This window comes from Aeromonas sp. s10 (assembly GCF_040907975.1).
Classification (GTDB): Bacteria; Pseudomonadota; Gammaproteobacteria; order Enterobacterales; family Aeromonadaceae; genus Aeromonas; species Aeromonas caviae.
In genome coordinates this window covers 27,617-50,028 of sequence record NZ_JBFOCV010000015.1, presented here as the reverse complement: position 1 = coordinate 50,028, position 22,412 = coordinate 27,617, and the positions used below count along the sequence as shown (strand labels likewise).

The following is a 22,412-nucleotide window of genomic DNA, read 5'->3' as shown; positions in this document are numbered from 1 at the left end:
GCAGAATTACAATATATGATATTAGCCTTGGCTGGCGGACTCCAACAGGCGATCCAGTCTTTTCGCGCTTGTGCAATTGCGCAAGTTCTGGCCAGATAGGCGAAGAAGTTGCGCTTCTGCAACGATCATTGTTCCGGTGACCATAGTTTCGGTCACCGGATTCCAAAGCACGTGATGCCAATCCTCTTTTAAAATATTCATCTCTGCAGTCAATAGCACTTTCACAGCATCAGAAAGTGGCATCTTGCGTGCAACGAGAAGTTGAACTGCCCGAGCAAACGCTCTTTGGCCTGCAGGCCTGAAGAGAAGATGATTGTTTTCTCTGGTTCTATAGTCTCCAGGTTGCCCATTTAATTTCTTAAAAACCTCTACATATTCAGGTACCCACTCTAGTAGTGCGTCGAAGTATGAGACGCAGAACTGAAGGTGCTCATCGATAGCATCATCACTTGGGCGCTTTTGGTCGAAGCTGCTATTCCCCCCCCCATACAAGTCTTTTACCAGCTCAAACAACCCAACTACGCTTGTAATAGCTCGGAATTCACTCGCTGGAAGGGAACCTGTGCTGGCATAAAGAACTCGCTTACCCTCATCTGAAAAGAGTGGATACGTGTCAATGAGCCGTCGAGTCACGATAGCAAAGCCGTTATCCTCGTCCAATGCGATTGTCTGCGTACGTGCAATCGGTTTTGCTTTCTTGTTAACAGTAGTGAAGAGCCTCCGAGTTCGTGCTTTTCCTGCATCTGTAGTGGGGTCGTGGGCAACAAAAATTGCACTCACGCAGTCGGTTCTCAATTGGGAGTCTGCTGGTTCATCCAACAGCGCACGAGTAATACCCGCGACTCGATGTTGTCCATCGATGGCGAATAACTTCTCGTCACCGAAAAGATGCAGTAACCCTAGTGCGCCTTCAATGCGCGAAAGTTGTTCCTCCGACACTAACTCATGCTCAGTGATTTTCACTTTGAGGGGGCTCCAGTCTGGGCTTCCACCGTATACACCGATAATAAGGGAGCCAAGAAAACGTTGGGGCGAGGCCTTTATATACGTTTTGATAGCATCTGCATGTGTTTCGATCGCCTCACGCTGGATCCAGTCAGCCAACTGCTTTCGCTCGTGGATCTCATCAGGCGCTTTCACTAGTGTGGCCACTTCCGCGAATGTGAGAGTGGTGACGTAAAAGCTCCAATCACCAACACGTGACCGGATTGCAGGGAGTAAGGTAGTTGTTTTCATGGGAAGGCTCTCTGTCTTCTGCTCGTTTCTGCTGGAAACTCTTTGTTGAAGTATGGCAAGAGCGCCTCCAACATCCGCTCCTCTAGATTTTCTGCATCAGCAACAGTTGGGGTTGTTGTGTATATGTAATGGAGATGACCGTTCCAGACATTCAACATACGCCAGATGTGAGGACGGTTGCTCATTGAGTGTCGTTTGTTAACTTCTGAAATGTACGCACCGACGCGCTCATACAAGTTCGTAGCTTTGCCGACATACAAAAGACCACTTGTCTGAAAAAGGCCAAATAACTTTGGCCGCACTATAAAAACGTAAACACCGGGCTGTTTTGGCACAGAACTTCTCGGGTTTGGAGGAAACGCGAGTTCAGTCCACAGATGGCGTGATAATGCAGCTGCGTTCCATGCCTTAGTCGAATATTGCATCCGAACTTCGAAGATTGAGCCATGGAAAGCTAGGTCTACAATATCTGACACAACATCTTGACTAAGCCCTGAAATAGGAAAAGCAGTAGTAACCGGAGTTAACACAGCAGCGGCTGGAGAAAACGCTGTACTCGGAAAGCTCATAGCTTGGTCTCGTCTCCTGCATCTTGAATGATTGCATTCACAGCGGCACCGATTTCGTCATCGTCAAGAAAAGGTGCTTGCGCAAAAACCAACCCTTGCTCACCATTAAGCTTCGCTGCTAGATGCCCACGCCCCAGCAACAACTCAGCTCCAGGCCTGTCGAGCGCAATTTTAGAAGTCGCCTCGCTGGATACTTTTAAGATCAAGCGATTGCCTAAGTTCTCACGAAGTTGCATCGGCATTACATCCTTGTCAGGGCGTTGAGCAGCGAAGATCAAGTGAATGCCCGCAGCTCGGGCTTTGACGCCCAATCGCTGGACCGCAGCGCCAACTGACGCTTTGTAAGCGTCGTCGAGCATCCAATCGGCAAACTCGTCGTGAACCAAGAAGACCATAGGCAACCTCTCTTCAGTCGAAACCTTCGAGTTGTAGGTCGGCAAATCACGGGACCTAGCTCTGGCGAAGGCGCGGTAGCGCTCCTCCATCTCTTGCACCAAAGCCTCGAGTACTTCGGCGGCTTTTTCCTTGGTAGTGACAATCTCATCGCGCATATGAGGTAAGTCGGCCAGAGGCGCGTAATCCACGCCCATCTTCGGGTCAATCAAGATAATTTGGGCGAGTTCCTTAGGGTTAGTCGCAGCAATATCTAATAGAAGCGCCTGTATGAGTACTGATTTTCCACTACCTGTAGCCCCAGCCACCAATGAGTGGGGCTCATGAGACGATAGCCCGCCGAACTCAGAGCCCAAATTCAGATACAGGAGCGCACCGTTGATTTCTTGGAGCCCTAGCAAGAATGAGGTGTTGATACCCGCAACATTTCTGTTTAGCTCTCGACGCGACCAAAGCTCCCAAAGAGAGACAGCCTGCCTTTTTGCGCCCGCGACCGTCACCACAATCTCTCCCGGTTTGGGTTGAACTGTGACAAGGCTGATCGCATGGGTGGTCAAAAGCTGAGTACGCTTGTTCTCGATATCTTCGACACGAAGTTTATCTGAGCCCGCCAAACGGACCAGGCAACCGTTAGGAGTCAAGCGTGTGCCCAAGATAGCAGCCTGATGGCCGTAACTATTAAGCGCGGCTTTTAGCTTCTTGGTTACATTTTCGGCCCATTCTTCCCTCTCGGCATCAGCTTGTGCACTACCAGCAAACTTCGATGTGACCAGCTTGGAAAGCGTCTCCCCCAACCCGGTGACAGTGGCAGTAACCTGGCTCTTAACAGAAGCAGTATCCGATGGGGAGACTGGGGCCAACTCATCTTTGATAGCCGAAGACTTTTGCGCGAGGCTGCTCGGCTCAGTCGTCGAAACGACACAACCAGAAACAGGCTCATAAGAGGAGTCAGCTTGACTACTGCTTAATTGATCAATTGTGGCCAACCATTGCACTCTTGGTGCGGGCTTTTTGAAAGAGTGCCCACACCAAGGCTGTTGAGCACCAAGACCTGCCCGGGCCTCGTGAGCACCTAAGCCTTTGGCATAAGTTTCGACGAGTTTTCGGACATCCGGCCTGTCGAAGACTTCTTGCCAAGCCTTGACGCCCTCGGTGTCATCCAACAGCTCTTGATCGGATGCAGAAATCGAACCTGCATCCGAATTGTGGATATAGACGTGCGAGTAACCTCGTAGAGAGATCTCCACATTGCCCTCTCGCAACTTAACGCGGGCACGCTCCATCAAGCCAGTCATACCGGGAGGAATGTCCGCATCGATAAGCATATCTGCCAAACGTGCCAACCAGACATCCCTATCAAGGCGGCCTGGATCACCAAAAAGCGCCTCTCGAAACATACTTAAGGTTGCTAGGAGTTGGTCTTTGGAACCACGACGCGCATTGGCTAGTCCATCAACCCCGACATATTTTGACTCAACAATAGCAATGGCGACTCGGACGTCATCATCGTGTTCTTCTACGTTGAGCGCCAAAATATCCGCTATGCGGCTCTCTGGCTGTGATAGCCAGCTTGCATAATCGTCAAGTAAGAAATAGGCGGTAAGGCTGTGCTTTCCTGCCGCTTTGAACTCCTCAGTAAGTAGGTAGCGACTAAGCACAAGTCCGATCATCTCTCCAGCGGAAACTCCTCGTTTAGCCGCACGAAGCACAATATCGCCGGAGATTGAAAGCGCATCACGCTTCGCTTTGTCCGCAGCAGCCTGGACTTCATCAGGCTGAAGTTGGAGGTTCAACTCTTGCAGGCGCCTGCGTACGAGCACATCCAGCAGCCGGAGTTCCGAGGTGGAACTGACAATCATATTACGGCCATTGGTAGAGCCCCGGCGGTAACGCACCACAGTGATGTCGTTGTGTTGGAGCTGACGCTTGTCGAGAAGCTCATCGTAGGTAGCCACCCATTCAGCCAGCTCATGTGCATCCTTGACCATTGAGGCTAGCTCTGGGCTTTGCAAAGAAATACGACGAGCAGGCAGGAATCGCTCTCCTTGCAATACGTCCGTCTGGCGACAAACAGCAGCCACAGCCGACACATATGCCCAGCCAGATGCTGTTTGCCATGGGCAGGTCAGGAATGTAGTTGACTTCAGCTCGTTCTCACCAGACACGCTTCGATAAGACCAGCGCGAAGGGGCATGCTCCACGTTGGACCGATCGTTAGACCAGGCCACAGGGAGCCACTCGGTCTGTGCAGCTCGCGCAACTACGTCATGCAGGAAGGCTACATCAAAGGCCTTGAAACCTTGCGCACTCTCACGTGGGGTAGCCGAAAGGGGCGTCACTGAAATCCGCAGCTTCGATATGAAATTATCGCTAGTTTCACTCACCACTGGTAGATCGGGATCGTCTCCTGCCTTATTGACGAGTTCACCATAAATCCTTCGTAGCTTACTTGGATCTGAGTGGCGCACTGAAACGCTGCACTGAAGCTTGCCATCTTCTTGGATAGATGAAAGTTCTCGGACAGTGGCGAGAGGTAGCTCGGCTGCATCTGCATTATAGAGTACAACGCTAAGGTTGTTTGCCTCATGGGGCTGCAGTCCAACATAACGTTCCAAAAGCTCGCGCGCTTGTTTGGCCGCGGCTGTCGGATCGACATCGGTCATGGCTTCCTTCGCACCATGAGTGGGCGACTCCAGTAAGCTATAGCCGTTGACAGTGCTGCTCACGGAGACCAGCGCCATAGCACCATCCAGATTGAGCACCGCGATCTCCGGATAGAACGGATGGGCTATTTCGTCAGAAAGCTCTCGCATAAAGATCTCGCGGTCGCCGTAAAGTATGCGACTGCTCGATAGCAAATGGCCGGCGAAACCGGCAATACGCCGCGTCTTCACAGCCAAGGCTTTCATGCGCTCTGGATGCCACGGAGGAATGATGATTGTTGGATTGTCACCAACAACGCGGGCGGTTCCCACAGAGAGTATTTCGGAGACTAGCCGTGAACGGCAAACGTCACCACGAGCATGCGCCATCAGGGTGTTCAATAGAGTGGCAAAAGATTCGGCCTGACGCATAATCACATCGCCCTGCAACCCTGTATTGATGAAGCACTCCATCGCACTGATGTAATCTTGCTCAAACGTATCCCACGCAGTTTTTACTTCTTTATACTGGTCTTGAGTCAGCCGACCTTCATGGGCAAGATCTTTGATCCGATTTTTTATCTCTTGGCGAAAGCTCCGAAGCCTGTTAGTCGCCGGAACCAACGAGCCTGCATCAGTCGAATATGTTGCTTCCAAAGTGCCAGTATCGAGTAACGAGACGCTTTGTACCCCCCCCTTCTTGCTGACAAGGCGGCGGGGAACCTCCGTACAACCTACTGCGCCCTTATTCAAGAGACGTTTCATGTCAGCAACCATCGACAAACCAATAGAAGTGGGTTTGTAACTCCAAAGAAGCTGGGTCTTCGCTAGTTTCGTCTCAATGCCGCCAGTAACGCCTAGCAGCTCTACATCGAATTTTATTTGCATTGCAGCTCGGGAAAGCGAACTTTGAACCTTGAGTTTTTTGTTGCGGCTGGTTGCGAGTTCTTTTTCTTTCGAGATGTATCGCTCAAAGTCAAACAAGGGGTCTGGTAGGTCTGCCGTAGTCATGCGAGTGACCTTCCAGTCAACCTTTGCACCCATAAGCTCTTTCAAACCGCGATACATTGCAGAAAAGAAGCAACCAGCGTCGTAATTGAATCGCTCTCGCCACTCCGTTCGCCCCTTGTTCACAGTGAAGCGAAGGATTCGTTCTCCTTGCGTATCACGAAGGCCGGCATGCAGGCTGTTGACAACCCGAGCAAAACCTTCGAAGAAATCATTGCAGTCAATAGGCTTACCGTAGAGGGCTTTCTCCCAGCGCGAAAAAAGTTTGGCGTCCTGTTCCAAAAGCCTTCTCTGCTTGACGAAAAAAGCTTCATCTTCTTCAGTAAACTCGGATCGTCGCTCACGGCTTTCTAGGTCTTCCAGAAGTTTGCGCCCCTCATCATCAAGCGAGTTCTCTTGGTCGCAATCATGGTCGAAGAAGTGAATCGTCGACTTCGCTAAACCCAACTGCTTTTCCTTGGGTTTGTCAAAGGCTAGATATACACCGTCACTCTCCCACTCAAATTGGGCGAGAGCATCGGATGCCTCTTGATCTCCGGCTGGAGCGGCGATGAAGGCTTCGAGCGCTTGGCGGGCTGCGTCCGTAATTTCTGCTGCATGAGCCTCTATACGCTCGGAGATCTCTTCCGGGTCGAGAGGTTGGCCGTTTTGGCGAAGCTTTTTGAGCAGCGGCGCGCGCTGAGCAAAGAGATTGGTGAAAGCCTTGTGCCATGGCTTACGTGACGCAATGAAAGTCTTGGCATTCGAGAAATAGGAGCTGTCCCTGGGTAATCCCGCGCAAGGCAAAGCAAAACCAATCGCATCTCGGATAGGCAGCCCGCGCAAAGTAGATGCCTCGACAATGGCTGCACAAAACTCACCAAGTTGCACTAGCGAGAGTTCAGAGGTGGCGAGCAATCCGCCAAGAGCCGTCTGAAATACAGCTCTGTCATCAGGCACCGGCGCAATGCCACCCGAGTGGAGTGTTGCTTCAACCCACGATTCAGGGTCAGCACGCATCTCTTTGGCTCCCAGGGCCATGACGTGACCCAAGGTATCGGCCAAGTTGTGTTCGTTGCCATTCGCAGTAAGGATCGCAGCCTTCGTGGTCGAAGCGTTGTTGCGGACGTAGCCTGCGTTGTGCGCAATTAGAATTTCTGGGGGGAGACCTTGGCCTTGCACCAAGACCTCTGGGATCATCAGATCAACTTTGGCGCACAGATCTGGGTTGGCAAGGATAGCTTGCGCCACCGCCGCAATTTGGTTGGCTGAAAGCTTGTCGAGCCTGAATAAAGCTGCCAATTCGCTAGGCTGACCTGGATTAGATATGCGTTGAGCGAGGATGTTCGCGCCGACGCGACCAATAATGCGATCCGTCAGCATGCAGCCTCTCCTTGAAACGCAAACGGGTTTTCTACAAACGAGCAAGAATCGGAGAGCCTGCGAACCAGGCCTAAACCGACCAGTCGGGCTTCTAAATTGTATTGGTTATTACTGAGCTCTTCTTGATCTACTAACTTTGCTTCGACCAAGTGCGCGCCTTCAGCATCGCCAATCACTAGGCCATACCTGCGCTTGGCTTCAGCGAGGAATTCGTCGAACTGCATCGGGTCATTCACGATGGAAACTACTAGCGACTTAAGCAGCCTATCGTTGGGCGCGTAGCGGGTGCGCCTCGAAAGCCTACGGGAACTGAGCCCGATCGCACGTGACCATGACGCATGAATCTTTCCGACATGCTGTTCATGGCGAGCCAAGGCTTTGTCGGTCAAGATTGTGATCAATTCATCAGGGTTGCTGTCTATATAGTCTTCGTCATTCGCACCATCCGTTGGTGGCCATTGGAAACGTTCGCGCATGAGCTTTACACGCTCGGACTCCGGGAACTCCGCGTCATCAGCGGCAATCCATCCAGCTTCCGTCCGGATCGATTCAACATGAGCTCTCACAGCCTTTGCCGGCAACCCTTGATTGGACTGATAACTATCGCCAGAAAGTGCTCGAATCTTGGTGCGCTCCTTGGACACAATTTCACAGACAAACTCCACCGGTTCGTCATCGCCAGCGACACACTTAGCTCGCTCCAGGAAGTAGAGCAGCATGTTCAGGCCTGTGATCGCTATTAGGTGCTCCAATGCATCATAGATCGGCATATCTTTAGCCAGGATGGACAGCCAATCCTCACATATTTGGTCGAAACGAGCATTTTCGATCTCTGGAAGATAGCCCGATTGCCGAGGCTCATCGACGTGCTGCGGTGCGCCTTGCAAAACCCTAGCTAACCGATTCATCGGCGCCTCATGATCGAATAGCCCCTTAACCAGGATGTCGCCTAGTTCAGCTCCTCGCTTGGCTCGCGTGAGCATGAGATAGAGCAATTCACCGGTGCGGGCAAAGAAACCGCGATCATTGCTCATTCCACGAGCACTGATATTTAGATCTTCGTATAGGGCATCTGGGCCGAAAGGGAAGACGAATTTCGAACTCCAGCGTTTGTTACTACGTGACTCAAACGACGAGGAACGCAGAAGTTCGATAGCCTTGGCGAAGTCATCAAAACTGCTGAACGACCGACGCAAGTAGGTCATGTCCTCATCGCCATAGCCCGTTGCGCCTAGTTGAAACCGCTCAAGCCATTGTTTCCACTTCTCCTCATCCGACACAGCGCTTCCCGCAATTGATGCGATGTAGGGATTGTTGAACAACAACCCGCGCAAACGAATTTGCCGCTGAGGCTTGAACATGACTGAGCCAACCTGCTCCTTATGCGGCCTGAGCGGCCGATCCAAGTTAGAGCCGAGTACACCCAGGAACTCCAGAACGGTCAAGTGAGGCAGCTGCGTATCATAAAGACGATGCCCCCAAATGTTTTCGTCGACACAAAAATCAACATTTTTGATTTCTGGCCGCTTAATTATTGCGCTCATTCCGGAGCCCTCACCGTTACAGTGCGAGAAAATCCGCTACCGCCGTGCTCAATCTCGATAAAGTTAAGAGTCAGCGCAGAGGACTCATCGACGATCTCGTCATCATCGCCGACCATACCAGTCTTCCTGACGATTTCTGCCTTGCGTAAAAGCTTCGCTTTGAAGGCCAACAGGTCTTCAAGGCATTCGTTAGAAAAGCTCGCGGGTAAAGCGCCTTCGGCGACACGTGAGAGGAACTCATGGCGGATGGGGGTCAAGTCAAAGACAACTGAATTGCCGGCGCCCAGAGCGAGCGCAACGTCGAGTCGAGGGCAACCCGTTTCTTCAGCAAGCCTGATGGCCATACCGATACCGCCTTGCCTGCGGGAGAGCGTCTCATGGTCACAAAGCACACTCACCCGACTTTGAGTGAAACCACCCGAGCTGGCGATGAAAATACGGTCCGTACTTTCAAGAAGAAGACCCGTCAACACCCTATTGAGACCCTTTGCGATACGTCCACGAACTGTCTCGCTGACAGGTCTCTTCACCTTCAGTGCTTCAATGATATCTAAGTAGTCGCCAGCAAAACGGAAGACGCTCATCGACCAATTTGGATAGCCAGCCTCCCCATCCGGAAGTGTAAAGAAGAGCCTGCGCCGCTGATCTTCGAGCATCGCGAGGAACTCTGCTGCTCCCCCTTCTAAACGGCTGCCCTCATCCCCCTCTAAATAGACGTCTTGGGCCGCCTTAAAGGAGGGCGTAGCCCCGTAAATAGGATCGCTTGCGACAAGGCGATCGAAGTCGTCTTTCAGACGCAAATCGTCTTTACCATAAACCAGCAGTCCATCAGTGGCATTGGTTGATTCACCGCCTACACCAAAGCTGGACATAGCCTTGAAAATAGGGCGGTAAGAAGCCCTGCGCTTGGGCAAGTTGGCGCCGAACGCATTGACATAGATGCTAGTTTTAGCAAAATCGCCGTTCTCCTGGATCTTCGCAACATCTTCGCAGGTCATAAGGTTTTCCTTTGCCAGCTTGGCATCGGAGCAGCCTAGAACCATGTTCGAGCAAAGTGCTAGCAAGTCGCGCATAGGTAGATGCAGCCCGTTAAGCCTAGCGATTTCAACCAAGTCTCCCAAGCGACGAGAAAGCTGGCTACCGTCCGACTCACCCAAAAGCCTGCGGCGGTTCTCGTCGATTGGACAGACTTTTCCCTCTACCTTGAGCGCACAGCGCTGGCACTTGTCCCACGCGGAATGCCCTGCTACTACCCTGGCTACCTCATCTAGCGTCTGGCGGCTGGTCGAGCGACTGAGGTCGAATACCGCCAAGCGAGCAGGCGCCGGTCCGGCCTGTAAAAAGCGCTCTTGCAGCGGCTTTCGAAGTGGGTGGAAACGGTCTTGGCGCTTACCTAAATCGCGGAGGCGATCGAGAATCTGACCATGGTTTGCAGCAAGGATAACGACTTCTGAGTCATCGCCTTCAAGTACCGATCTTTCGAGCCGCTGCAAAGGCCAATCGCTCTCCTCGCCATTAAACTCGGAAAGGTCCTTGATGAAGACCACCAAACGCCCATCAGCTAGACGAAGTTCTTTAACATTGCCCTTGGCAGCCCAAGTATTTGGATCACCACCGATGCGTTCCCACAAAGCACGGCAGTGATACGTCTTGCCATCGCCAGCAGTTCCGGCGATCAGAATAGACCCCGGTGTTTGGGATTCTATGTGCCGTACCATCTCCTCTAACAGCGGTGTGGACAAACGAATAGGCTTCACTTTTGCTCGCCCCAGAGCTCGCGAAACATACTCGTCGAACATCGTCAGGTTGTTCGATGTCGGACCATAGCTGCGCAAAAAACGAACCCAAGCACTAGCAGGTAAAGTCCCGTCGCTTTCATCTGAATGTCGTACGGTGGCCATATTTATCCCTAATAACAATCATCTACTACATCCGCTTTCTTGTTTGCGGGTTGTAAAAGCATCTGATCAACAAAAAATTTATTATTAATGAGTACTTATTCACTTATGTGCTTTTGATCGGACAGAACTAACTCTGTAGATGCTACTGGATAGAACACCACAATATGCTGATGGTACAGGTATTTTCTAGCGCAATGAAAGCCCATGCACTGCTAAAGTGGACTCAGGTCACTCCATACTTAAATTCCAGATAGATAGGAGGACATCTACCAATATTCCAAGAAGCATGCCCTGAAGCGACATTCCACTATCTGGAATATCCGCACCAAGATTCCAGATAGATAGTTATGTGGAAAGGAATTGGACAGGGATTGGCCGGGGATAAGGGCGCTGATTCCACTGGTCAATAAGCCACTGGATTCCAGTACTCCAACTTTGTCACGAACGAACAAAGCCAACGTTTTCAATAAGTTGATTGAATACCAAGGCCTTCAGTGCCATGCTGAAATTATGTTCAGTGGTGGAGTAACACGATGGATGCGTTCAGTTGGGGAATGGTAGGCTTGCTGGCCTTCTTCACGCTTGTCTTCGTGTGGAGTCTGTATAGCTACAAGGCGCATGCAAAAGAGAGACACCATGAAACCGATCGCTGATATCGCCCTCATGGCGGTGGTTGCGCTGGGCTTGATGGCACTTGGCGACACGCTGTTTGCATGGCTGCTGATCTGCCTGCCACCGGTTTACTGGTGCTGGCCAATACTGGCCTGGGCCACCAGGCGCCCCATCACGGCCAGGTTGCAGTTAATGGCTCTTGCCGCACTCACCTGCTGGCACTGGCCCGCCGGGCTGTTCACTGCGCTGAGCATCGCACTTATCTGGACAGCGAAAAACCTCAAGACAACCCCACGCCCAAAGCGCAAGGGTGGGCCGGTCATCAAAAATTACTACTTCTGGAGCTAACTGCGCGCCTCCTTGGCCACACTGGCGATAAGGTACCTTGAGCAACCAAGCATCTCCTGAATCACGGAATAACTGTGGCCTGTCACCAACAGCCTGGTGATGTGCTGACGCTTCTTCTCATCCTTCTGCCTACCACGGTATTTCCCTTCATCCCTGGCCTTGGCAATACCCTGCTGCTGCCTGCGACGGCGATCTTCATAGTCTTTACGAGCGACGGCTGCGAGCATATCCAACAGCATGCCATTTACAGCCTGCAAGATGGCGCTGGTGAACTCGGTGCGGCTGTCCCCCTGTAATGCCACCCAGGAAGTCGGAAGCTCAGGAGAAACGATGGAGAGCTGTTTCTGTGCCAAAAGCTGCTTCAGTGTTTGCCAATCTGTCTGATTGAGGCGAGCCAGACGATCAATCTGCTCTACCAGCACAATGTCACGATCTGCAGCATCACGGATCAGCCGCATAAGCTCAGGCCTGTCCAGCGTCGCCCCCGACTCATTCTCTACATAGAAACTGGCAATCTGATGGCCATGCTCAGCAGCAAAACCAATCAGCAGCTCTCGTGCCCGCTCAGCATCCTGTTCCATAGTCGATGCACGTAAATACGCCCGTATGAACATTGAAACCCCCATCAGTCTGTTTAAAGTGGTTCCAAATTATTGGTTCAATATAAGTGGTTTCAATATGATTTTCGAGAGGGTATTAAGTGGTTTTTATGGGGTATACCTTTTTAGAACCACCACATGACGATCGAAACACAACCTTTCGATAGCCTTTTGATCTGACAGCACAAACTTTAAGTGTGATCCGTCATCACAAAGTCGCTTTTGAGTTGTATTTGAGTATTTAAGCGACGTTGCTCACCATTCCTGATCTGCTGAATGGGATGCCAAAGGAGGAAATCTACAGAAGCTGGGCTTTGAGGTGAGTCATCTTTTCGACTCACCGAACAAGCCAGCAGCCAAGCGTAGCGCGGCAGTTCTTTACCCCATGGCTTGGTAATCTCCCCGTCTGCTGTTCTCTTACCCGCTATAGGGGATAAATGTTAGATACCGCCTACAGCGTGTGAGTTACATTTACCTCCTATAACAGGTAAATATTGATATACCTGCCATAGCGTGTAAATTGGAAGAAGGCACGCTACCAGGTTGTCGAATCATGAAAGTAACCAGCGCCAAGCAGCTGAGCGCCTGTATCAAGGATGCCAGGCTTTCTCAAAAGCTCTCTCAAGGCAAAGTGGCCGAGAAAGTGGGGATTAGGCAAGACACAGTCTCCAGCTTCGAGCTCAATCCTGAGTCCACCAAGCTGGAAACCCTGTTCAAGATCCTCGCAGCGCTCGAATTGTCAGTGGATATCAAACCCCGCAATGAGTCATCCGAGAGTCCGGCATCGGGCTGGAAGGAGGAGTGGTAATGGCCAATCTGGCTGTCTACATGAACGGCTATCGGGTAGGCACATTCACCAAAACTACCAGCGGCGCCCATCAGTTTCAGTACCATGAGTCATGGCTAGCACAACCGGGCAGCCGTCCGATCTCACTCTCCATGCCATTGCGCCATCAGGCCTACCGGGGCGATGAAACCTATAACTTCTTCGACAACCTGCTGCCAGATAATACGGAGGTGAGAAACAGGGTTGTAGCACGCTATCAAGCGGCATCAACCCAGCCCTTCGATCTGCTCAGTTGCATTGGCCAGGATAGCGTAGGGGCATTACAGCTGGTTACCGAAGGGCACGACGTTCCAGATGTCAGGCGAATCGACTACAAAGCACTTTCCGATGACGAGCTCGAGCAGATCCTGACCAGCTACAAATCAGGAATCCCTTTGGGGATGGTCAGAGAGCAAGAGGAGTTCCGGATCTCTATCGCCGGGGCGCAAGAAAAGACTGCGCTGCTCTATCTCGATGACCGTTGGTACTTGCCACTCAACGCAACGCCGACAACCCACATTATCAAACTCCCTATCGGCAAGATTGAAAGCCACTCCTACTCGATAGACCTCTCCCAGAGCGTAGAAAACGAATATCTCTGCACTCTGATTGCCAAGGAGTTTGGTCTACCCGTACCTAACTGCTTCATGATGCAGGTTGGCCAGGTCAAAGCACTGGCTGTGGAACGCTTCGACAGACGTTACGCTGCCGATCGCAGTTGGATCATGCGCCTTCCCCAAGAAGATTTCTGTCAGGTATTGAATGTTCCGTCAGCACGGAAATACGAGAACCATGGAGGACCGGGGATCACTGACATCATGAAAACCTTGCTGGGCTCTGCGACACCAGAACAGGATCGCTACCTGTTCATGAAATCTCAGGTCCTGTTCTGGCTGCTGGCGGCCACCGATGGCCATGCAAAGAACTTCTCGGTCTTTATTGAACCGGAAGGGCGTTTTCGCCTGACCCCTTTTTACGACATCCTATCTGTCTATCCAGTGTTTGGCGGCCGAGGCCTCAACCGAAGGGACGCCAAGCTCGCTATGGGCCTAGCAAGCAGCAAGGGAAAGAAATACGCCATTGAGCAGATATTCCCGCGTCATTTCTTCCAAACGGCGAAAGCTGTGGGATTTGAGCGTTCTGCTATGGAAGAGATCCTGACAGAACTGGCCAACTCCGTTGATGATGTTATTAAGCGTGTTACCCAGCAATTGCCAGCGGGCTTCCCCGATGCCATCAGCAGCACCATTCTAGAGGGCCTAAAAGCCCGCTCAGCCAGGCTGATAAAGGGCTGGGATTAAATTGACGGTATGTGGGATGATTGCACGGTTAGCCAAACCACCTCTGGGAAGTTTGCACGGTTCGAAGAGTAAAAGCGGCTTTCCAGACACCGGACGGTGCTATGGTCGGTTCAAAATATGTTCAAAACTCACCTAAAAAGCGGTTTTGAATGCGTGTAGTAGCATCGCGTTGATTCATATGGGAAGGCTGCACGATCGAGAATGGACTATGTGGGAACGCTACACGATAGCAGAAACCCGTGAGCGGCCTCTCAATATGCTGTTTTAGTTACTTTTACCCCAAGCGGCCCCCGAAAAGCCACTAACATATTGAAGATAATAGATTATTTACATTCTGCATCGGCAAGTAAGTCCGCAGAGCAGGCAATGAAAAGCCCGGGTTCATCCCGGGCTTTTTTGTGCGCTTTTCATCCACCAACCTAGAGACGGCGCAGGCACCACATGAAGTAAGTGCCCCCTAACAGGGTGGAGACCAGACCGACGGGCACCTCCTGGGGAAAGAGGATCTGCTGGCCGATCCAGTCCGCCGACACCATCAGCAAAGCGCCACAGCCTGCGGCACCGAGCAGGTGCCAGCGCGCCCTCACCAGCCCCATCAATCTGGCCAGGTGCGGCGCCAGCAGACCGGCAAAGGAGAGCGGGCCTATCACCATGGTGGCACTGGCGGTGAGCACGGCCACCAGCAGCAGGATGGTGAGCTGGGCGCGGCCGAGATGGATCCCCAGAGCCGTCGCTACCGCCGGCCCCATGGGCATGAGATCGAGCCAGCGGCTCACCAGCAGGCAGGCTGCCAGCATCAGCAGCGCCAACACCACCAGGGCAAGGGCCACCGGCTGGGTGACGTAATAGGTGGAGCCGGACATCCAGGAGAGCAGTTGCTGCACCCGCAGGTCGCCGTTGGCCAGGGCGATGGCCTGCAACGGCTCGAACAGCGCCGTGATGGCGATGCCAGACAGCAGTATCCGCTCCGGCTGGAAGCCGTTGCGCCGGTTGATAAGCACCAGCAGCAACAGGCAGGCGAAGGCGCCCATCAGCCCCCCCAGCAGCATCATGGGCAGCGGCAAGGCGGGCAGCAACAGGGCCGCCGCAATCACCCCCATGAAGGTGCCACCGCTCACCCCCAGCAGCTCGGGGCTCGCCATGGGGTTGTTGCTGACTCGCTGCAACAAGGTGCCAGCCAGCGCCAGCAACACGCCTGCGGCACCCGCTGCCAGCGTGCGCGGCAAGCGCCACTCCAGTTGGGCCTGCCACCGCAGCCAGCTCGGCCAACCCCAGCCGCCTATCCCCTGTCCAAACAACAGGGAGGCGATCACCACCGCAGCCAGCCCCAACACCATCAGGCCGACAAGGCGGGTCGGCGCCGGATGGCGGGCCAACAACAGAGAGGAGTTCGCCTTAGGCGCACTCTGCTTGATGCCAAGACGCGGGATCAGCCAAAGCAGCAGCGGCGCCCCCAACAGGGCTGTCATGGCGCCGGTCGGGATCAGCACAGGCCAGAACCGGCTCAGGGTCTGCAGCAGCAGATCGGTGGCCGCCAGCAACAGGGCGCCGAGGATGGGTGCCCACAGCAGCCGCTGGGCCAGTTTTCTGACCCCCAGCAGCCGCACCATGGCGGGCGCCGCCAGCCCGATAAAACCGATCAGCCCCACCACGCTCACCACGCAGGCGGTGATGAAGACCGCGAGGCCGAGACCGGCGAATCTCAGGTGCTTGAGAGAGACCCCCAGGCTGCGAGCGCTGGCATCGTCCAGCTCCAGCACTGCCAGCGGGCGCACCAGCACCGCCGCCAGCATCGCGGCCAGCAGCAACCGTGGCAGCAGATAGCCGACGCCGCTCCAGCTGTTCTGGGCCAGAGATCCGCTCCCCCACACCAGCAACCCTTTGAGCTCCTCCTGGAAGAACAGCAGCAATCCCATGCTGATGGCGGCCAGATAGAGGTTGATCACCAGCCCTGCAAAGACGATGACCACGGGATTGAGCTGACGGCGCCAAGCCAGGGCGAAGACCAGCCCCATGGCCAGGCTTCCCCCGGCCATGGCGATCCACTCCCGCCCGATCAGCAGCCAGGAGGGGGCGAGCAGGGTCACCATCATCAGCGCCAGCTGGGCGCCGGAGGCCACCCCCAGGGTGGTGGGCGAGGCCAGGGGATTGCGCAGCACCTGCTGCATCAGGGTACCGGCGAGCCCGAGGGCGGCACCGGCCAGCAGGCAGATGGCAAGGCGCGGCAGCCAGCTGAAATGGACCACCGCCTGGCGGGCATCGTCCAGCTCGGGGGAGAACAGGGCCTGCCACCAGAGCGCCCCCGGCAGTTGACGCGCCAGCTCGGCGCAAGCCAGCCCCAGTGTCAGCACCAACAGGCAGAGACCCGGGCGTAGCAGGGGCGAAGAAAGAGAAGAGCTCATTGATTTGATCCCCCGGTTGCTCTGTGGACAGCCTGCTCCCGCAAGGCACCGTCCAGCAGGGTGGCGAAGCGGCGGGCCGCCAATATGCCACCAAAACTCCATGTCGCAGGCAGATAGATCACCGGATTGTTCTGTACCAGCGGGAGATGCTGCCACAATCCAGGCTCCTGAAGTTTTTCACCAACTCCTACGGGCACGGGGTCCACCACCACCAGCCTGGCCTCCGACATCCCGAGAAACTGCTCCAGGCTCGCGACCGAGAATCCCCAGGCATTGGTCTCTCCCTGCCAGGCGTTGCGAAGGCCGAGGCGCTGCATCACTGCCTCGAACAGGCTGCCATGGCCAAACACCCGCACATGGCGCTCATCGATGAATTGCACCACCAGCAAGGGGGGCAGATCGGCGGGCTGCGCCGCCTGCATCTGTGCCAGATCCAGCTCCAGCGCGGCGAGCTGGCGTTCGGCCTCGGTCTCTTTGTTGACCAGGGCGGCTATGGTCAGGGTCGCTTCCCGCAGTCGCAGCCACAGATCGGTGCCCGGTTCATACAGGGCGATGGAGTGCACCGGCGCGATGCGGGAGAGAGTCGGCGCCAGGGGGGCCGCCAGCGGCGAGATGAGAATAAGATCCGGTTTGAGCTCCGCCAGCAGTTCCCGGTTGGGCTGGGCACGCAGCCCGATATCGATCACCCCGGCAGGAAGCTGGGGTTCACCGACCCAGGCGCGATAGGGGGCCACATCCCCCACCGCCATCGGGGTGACCCCCAGAGCCAGGAGGGTCTCGGCTATGGTCCAGTCCACTGTGGCGATGCGAGGCGTGGCGCTGGTGGCGTCGGTGGCGGTGACAAGCTGCCCGGCCTCCCCTGCCAGGGGCAGCAGCAGACTGAGCAGACAGGGCGCCATCTTCAATAAACGGTTCAAGAGCGGCCCCCGGTCAGACGATGGCGATGGCGTGGTCATGGGCCGGATGGCGAATGACCTCCATGGGGATGCCATAGATGGCGTTCAGGGTCTCCCCTGTCATAATCTGTTCGGGCTCGCCGTGGGTCAGCAGACGGCCGGAGTGCAGCGCCACCAGCCGATCGCAGAAGCGGGAGGCCATGTTGATGTCGTGAATGACGATGATGACCCCGAGGTTGAGCTGGCGGCTGAGCTGCTTGACGAGCGTGAGCACCTCCACCTGATGGGCCACGTCCAGGGCGGCCAGTGGCTCGTCCAGCAGGATGAAACGGCTCTCCTGAGCCAGCAGCATGGCGAGCCAGACTCGTCCCCGCTCACCGCCGGAGAGGGTATCCACCAGCCGATCGGCAAAGCGTTCGGTGTGGGTCAGGGCGATGGCCCGCTCCACCTGACGGTGATCTTCCGCTCCCATCCGGCCCAGCAGGCCGCGCCAGGGGTAGCGCCCCATCTCCACCAGCTCGCGGCCGAGCAGGTTTTCGGCACTCGGCAGGTGCTGGGGCAGATAGGCCACCTGACGGGCAAACTCCCGGTTGCCCCAGGCAGACAACGGCTGGTCATCGAACAGGATCTCCCCGCCGCTGTGGGGTTGCTGGCGCGCCAGCAGCTTGATCAGGGTCGATTTTCCCGACCCGTTGTGGCCGATGAGGCCATAGACCCGACCTTGCTCGAAGCGAAGGCTGGTGGGGTGCAGCAGCGTGCGGTCATTGACCGCGAAGCTGGCGGATTTCATCTCGAACATAAGCAATTCCTGTGCTGGCTTGCTGCCAGTCTCATCGGTGCCAGCATCAGGTCGGCACCTTGCCATCCAGATGGGCGACCGCATCCCGGCTCACCTGCTCGCGCTGCTCGCCGGTCAGTTCGGTGAGGCGGCCCTGGCGCATCTCCAGCAGGCGATCGGCCAGAGAGAAGTAGTGATCGTCGTGGCTGATGGCGATCACCGTCTTGCCCATCTCCTTGAGACGCGGCAACAGCACCTGATAGAAGATGCGGCGGAACTGGGGATCCTGATCCGCGGCCCACTCGTCGAACAGCATCACCTCCCGCTGCTCTGCCAGGGCCAGCAGCAGGGCGACCCGCTTGCGCTGGCCCTGGGAGAGGTCGATATCGGCGATGAAGCCATCCTCGATGGCAAGCTTGCTGCCCATCTGCAACCGCTCAAGCCACTCGGCGACCAGCGCCTCTTTCGGCTCGGGCCCCAGCAAATGCTGGAACAGGTGGTAGTCGGTGAAGATGGCGGAGAAGAGCCCCAGATAGCCGTTGCGATCGGTGACCGGCTCCCCATCCAGCAGGATCCGGCCAGAGACCGGTTGATAGAGCCCGGTCAGCAGCATGGCCACGGTCGACTTGCCGGAGCCATTGCCACCGATGAGGAATATCTGCTCCCCCCGCTCGATCACCAGATTGATGGGGCCCACGGAGAAACCGCCCTCCCCCTGGTAGTGAAAGCTCACCTGATCCAGCTCGATGCGCTGCCAGGGGCGAGGCGCAGGCGGCAACGGGAACGCTTCGTCCGACTCTGCCAGATTGAGGGCAGCTATCTTGTCGAACGCCACCTGGGCGGCGATCAGGGTCGGCAGGGCTCCGATGCCTTGCAGCAAGGGAGTGCGCAGGAACAACAGGGTCAGGGCGAAGGTGGCGGCCACATTGGTGTTGGCCCAGCCCAGCCCGTTGGCCAGGAAGAAGACCAGGCCGATGGCACCCAGCATCATGATGTTCGACCAGTTCACCGCGCTCAGGTGGTAGGTATCGGCGCGGATGATCTGCTCCCGGTAGTCCCGGGCATTCTGCTCATAGAGCTGGTGGTAGACGAAGTGGGCACGCTCGCGGTTGAGCGCCAGCTCCTTGCTCCCGGCGATGATGGACTGGTAGTTCTGGTAGAGCCTGTCTTCGGCCTGGCGCATGTGCGCCAGGTGGCGATAGACCCGGTTCACCAGCAGCCAGCCAACCACCATGGTCACGGTGACCCAGAGGGCGGTAACACCGAGCAAGGCGGGAGAGAGCAGGCCAAGGTAGATGATGGAGCCCAGGGTGAGCACCAGACCCTGTACCAGTTCCGGCAGGCGCACGAAGGCGATGGTGATCTGACCGATGTCGCTGGAAAGGGAGGCCAGGAGCGGCCCCTGCCCTATTTGACGCAGACGGGCGACGTCGGTATCCAGCAGTTGCTTGAGCAGGCGGCCACGCAACCGGTAGACGAAATGGTGACCCAGGGTGGTCAGGGCCAGTTGGGATCCGAGCGTGATCACCAGCAGCAGCAAGACAAGGCCGACAAGCTGACCCAGGATCGGCAGCGGATCCCCGACTGATTCGATAAGTGATTGATTGATGAAGGCAATGACGCCTATCCCGCTGACAGCACTCAGCAGGCTGAGCAGGGTAATGGCGATGAAGGGCCAACGGTATTGGCGATAAACCAGTGACAAGAGTTCCATGACAGGCCTGTAGATGAATGGAAGGAGGGCGGGAGCCTTCGCCCCCGCCCGGCCTGTCGCTTACCAGCGGTAGTTGACGGTGCCGACTATGCTGCGCGGCTCGCCGTAGTAGCAGTAGTAGTCGCAGCTCGCCACATAGGTGTCGTTCAGCAGGTTGTTGACGTTGATCTGGGCACGCCAGTTCTTGGCAAAGTCATACCCGATCATCGCATCCCATACGGTGTGTGCCGGTACCTGGGCGGAACCATAGATGGGGGTGTAGTCCGCATTCACCGCGCCGATGCCGACGCTGGAACCCACATAGCGCACGCCGGAACCCAGCTCAAGACCGGATACCGGGCCCTGCTGCACCTTGTAGTTGCCCCAGAAGGAGGCCTGGTGGCGCGGGATCAGGCTCGCACGACGATCGCCGTTGCCGGTGTCGTTGGTCTTGGCATCGGTATAGGTATATGCAGCGGTCAGGCGCAACGCCTCGGTGGCCTGCACGCTCCCTTCCAGCTCGACCCCCTGAGAGGTCACTTCACCGGCCTGGGTCTGCTGGCCGGAGCCGGTAGAGACCAGGGAGTTGGTCTGCTCCAGATCGAACAGCGCCAGGTTGATGTAGCCATCGAGGAAGCTGGGTGCGTACTTGACCCCGGTCTCGTAGAGCTTGCCTTCCAGCGGCTTGTAGGAGTTGCCGGTGTTGGGGTCTATCCCCGGCAGCACTTCGAAGGATTCCGCATAGGCGAAGTAAGGGGAGAGACCGTTGTCGGCCAGGTACATCAGGCTGCCGGAGAGAGAGAGGTTGTCGTCGTACTGTTTCTCGTTCTTGCTCTTGGCTTCGCTGATGTTGTGGGTTTCCACGTAATCGAAACGACCGCCCGCGGTCAGCAGCCAGCGATCATCCCAGCGGATCTGGTGCTGGGCATAGAGGCCGCTCTGACCCTTGGTGCTCTTCTGATGGGTCGCGGTGGATTCATCAAAACCGGGGAAACCGCTGTAATCCGGGTTCATGGTGTTGATGGCGCCCATGCCATAGTTGTCGGCTTCCTGACCTTCATTCACATGGCGCTGCAGATCCACCCCCAGCAGCAGGGTCTGCTCCGTGCTGTCGGTGTTCCAGTAGCCCACCATCTGGTTGTCCATGGTGGCGCTCTTGGTATCCCCATCCCGGTAGACCAGGCCGCGGTAGGCGGTGGTGCCTTCATAGGTCGGGAAGATATAGGTCTGGCGCAGCAGCAGATCGTTGTAGTTGAAGCGAACGTTCTGCTTGAACTCCCAGGTCTGGTTGAGCTGGTGGGCCAGCTCGTACCCGGCGGAGATCTGGGTATTGCGATTGCGATCGTAATCCGGCTGGCTCAGGTTGGTGGAGGGATCGATCTGGCCGCCGGAGGTATTCAGGGTGCCATAGACCGGGAAGAAGCCGTTGGTCGGCACCCCTTCATCGTGCTTGAAGCTGGAGAGCAGCGTCAGCGTGGTGCGATCCGAAATATCCAGGGTCACGCTCGGCGCCAGATAGGCACGCTCGTTGTAGGTGCCGTCCAGCACGCCGTCCCGCTCGTTGTAGAGGGCCACCAAACGATAACGGCTGTTGTCGGTAAGGGTGTCGGAGACATCCACCCCGACCTGGCGCAGATCCCGGTTGCCCAGTTGCAGGTTCACCAGTCCCTGCGGGGTCGCGGTCGGACGCTTGCTGATGGCGTTGATGACGCCTCCGGGAGGGGCTTCGCCATACAGAATGGAGGCCGGGCCTTTGAGCACTTCCACGCTCTCAAGGCCGAAGGGCTCCGGGGTCCAGACATAGTAACCGGTGCTGAAAAGACGGTTGCCATCCAGGTAAGAAGCCGCATCGAAGCCGCGCACCTTGAACCAGTCAGCATCCGTGTCCGAACCATAGGACTGGGACAGGACGCCGGAGCGATAGCGCAGGGACTCGTCTAGCTTGAGTACGGCGTGCTGGTCCAGCTCTTCGCGATTGACCACGGAAACGGCACGGGGGGTCTCTGCCATGGGGACCTCGACCTTCATGGCGGTCCCGGTCACGACCATGGTTTCGCCCGCCTTGGGCAACTCTTTATCCGCCTGTTCCGCCGCCAACACGGGCAGGGACGCCAGCAGACAGGAGAGCGGCAGCAGCTGTGCTCCTCTCTTTCGCATCACGGCATTCGGGGTATTTTTTTGCGCAATCATATAAGTGTCTCAAATATCAATAAGTTATGTTTGATTTCTTATTATGGGTGCCCAATTGGACCGGTCAGCCCGGCGCCTCAGGCGAATAAAGCAGCGCCATGCTACTACAGGT

14 protein-coding genes are annotated in these 22,412 nt (G+C 55.7%); 3 read left to right on the top strand and 11 right to left on the bottom strand.

From position 1 onward, the window contains the following. Positions 1-21: 21 nt before the first annotated feature. Genes AB5Y59_RS04165 through AB5Y59_RS04145 form a run of 5 tightly spaced genes read right to left on the bottom strand, consistent with a single transcriptional unit; the run spans position 22 to position 10,655 of the window. Positions 22-1,236, bottom strand: a complete 1,215-nt coding sequence (locus tag AB5Y59_RS04165; protein WP_368211519.1) for a DNA sulfur modification protein DndB — start codon at positions 1,234-1,236, stop codon at positions 22-24. Next, positions 1,233-1,805, bottom strand: coding sequence for a hypothetical protein (locus AB5Y59_RS04160; RefSeq protein WP_368211518.1), 573 nt, complete (start codon positions 1,803-1,805; stop codon positions 1,233-1,235). Before AB5Y59_RS04160 ends, AB5Y59_RS04165 begins: the two co-directional genes overlap by 4 nt. Next, positions 1,802-7,210, bottom strand: a complete 5,409-nt coding sequence (locus AB5Y59_RS04155) for an FtsK/SpoIIIE domain-containing protein (protein WP_368211517.1) — start codon at positions 7,208-7,210, stop codon at positions 1,802-1,804. The genes AB5Y59_RS04160 and AB5Y59_RS04155 overlap by 4 nt, the downstream gene beginning before the upstream one ends. Then, positions 7,204-8,754: a hypothetical protein gene (locus tag AB5Y59_RS04150; RefSeq protein ID WP_368211516.1), complete on the bottom strand. Its 1,551-nt coding sequence runs from the start codon at positions 8,752-8,754 to the stop codon at positions 7,204-7,206. Before AB5Y59_RS04150 ends, AB5Y59_RS04155 begins: the two co-directional genes overlap by 7 nt. After that, positions 8,751-10,655: a hypothetical protein gene (locus AB5Y59_RS04145; protein ID WP_368211515.1), complete on the bottom strand. Its 1,905-nt coding sequence runs from the start codon at positions 10,653-10,655 to the stop codon at positions 8,751-8,753. The genes AB5Y59_RS04150 and AB5Y59_RS04145 overlap by 4 nt, the downstream gene beginning before the upstream one ends. Before the next feature lie 636 nt (positions 10,656-11,291). Here AB5Y59_RS04145 and AB5Y59_RS04140 point away from each other — a divergent pair. Further along, positions 11,292-11,615, top strand: a complete 324-nt coding sequence (locus AB5Y59_RS04140; protein ID WP_368211514.1) for a hypothetical protein — start codon at positions 11,292-11,294, stop codon at positions 11,613-11,615. Here the strand turns inward: AB5Y59_RS04140 and AB5Y59_RS04135 are convergent. Further along, positions 11,612-12,229 carry a recombinase family protein gene (locus AB5Y59_RS04135; RefSeq protein ID WP_368211513.1) on the bottom strand — a complete coding sequence of 206 codons (618 nt, stop codon included), beginning with the start codon at positions 12,227-12,229 and terminating at the stop codon, positions 11,612-11,614. The genes AB5Y59_RS04140 and AB5Y59_RS04135 overlap by 4 nt on opposite strands. A gap of 538 nt (positions 12,230-12,767) precedes the next feature. On the opposite strand from AB5Y59_RS04135, the gene AB5Y59_RS04130 reads away from it, so the two are divergent. Both AB5Y59_RS04130 and AB5Y59_RS04125 read left to right on the top strand, forming a co-directional pair. Then, positions 12,768-13,022, top strand: a complete 255-nt coding sequence (locus AB5Y59_RS04130; RefSeq protein WP_017410478.1) for a helix-turn-helix domain-containing protein — start codon at positions 12,768-12,770, stop codon at positions 13,020-13,022. Beyond that, positions 13,022-14,341, top strand: a complete 1,320-nt coding sequence (locus tag AB5Y59_RS04125) for a type II toxin-antitoxin system HipA family toxin (RefSeq protein WP_368211512.1) — start codon at positions 13,022-13,024, stop codon at positions 14,339-14,341. The genes AB5Y59_RS04130 and AB5Y59_RS04125 overlap by 1 nt, the downstream gene beginning before the upstream one ends. 419 nt (positions 14,342-14,760) lie before the next feature. Here AB5Y59_RS04125 and fhuB read toward each other — a convergent pair whose 3' ends face one another. From fhuB to AB5Y59_RS04100, 5 genes are read right to left on the bottom strand one after another with little or no spacing between them, the layout of a single operon-like run. Next, positions 14,761-16,743 (bottom strand): Fe(3+)-hydroxamate ABC transporter permease FhuB, encoded by a 1,983-nt coding sequence (fhuB, locus tag AB5Y59_RS04120; RefSeq protein WP_368211511.1) that lies wholly within the window; start codon positions 16,741-16,743, stop codon positions 14,761-14,763. Then, on the bottom strand, positions 16,740-17,642 hold the full coding sequence (locus tag AB5Y59_RS04115; protein ID WP_368211552.1) for an ABC transporter substrate-binding protein: 903 nt from the start codon (positions 17,640-17,642) through the stop codon (positions 16,740-16,742). The genes fhuB and AB5Y59_RS04115 overlap by 4 nt, the downstream gene beginning before the upstream one ends. 31 nt (positions 17,643-17,673) lie before the next feature. Next, complete coding sequence (locus tag AB5Y59_RS04110; RefSeq protein WP_010672275.1) at positions 17,674-18,438, bottom strand: ATP-binding cassette domain-containing protein; 765 nt, start codon at positions 18,436-18,438, stop codon at positions 17,674-17,676. Between the two features lie 46 nt (positions 18,439-18,484). Beyond that, entirely contained in the window at positions 18,485-20,131 is a 1,647-nt protein-coding gene (locus AB5Y59_RS04105) for a multidrug ABC transporter permease/ATP-binding protein (protein WP_368211510.1), read from the bottom strand. Between the two features lie 60 nt (positions 20,132-20,191). Then, positions 20,192-22,300 (bottom strand): TonB-dependent siderophore receptor, encoded by a 2,109-nt coding sequence (locus tag AB5Y59_RS04100; protein WP_029313364.1) that lies wholly within the window; start codon positions 22,298-22,300, stop codon positions 20,192-20,194. Positions 22,301-22,412 lie beyond the last annotated feature (112 nt).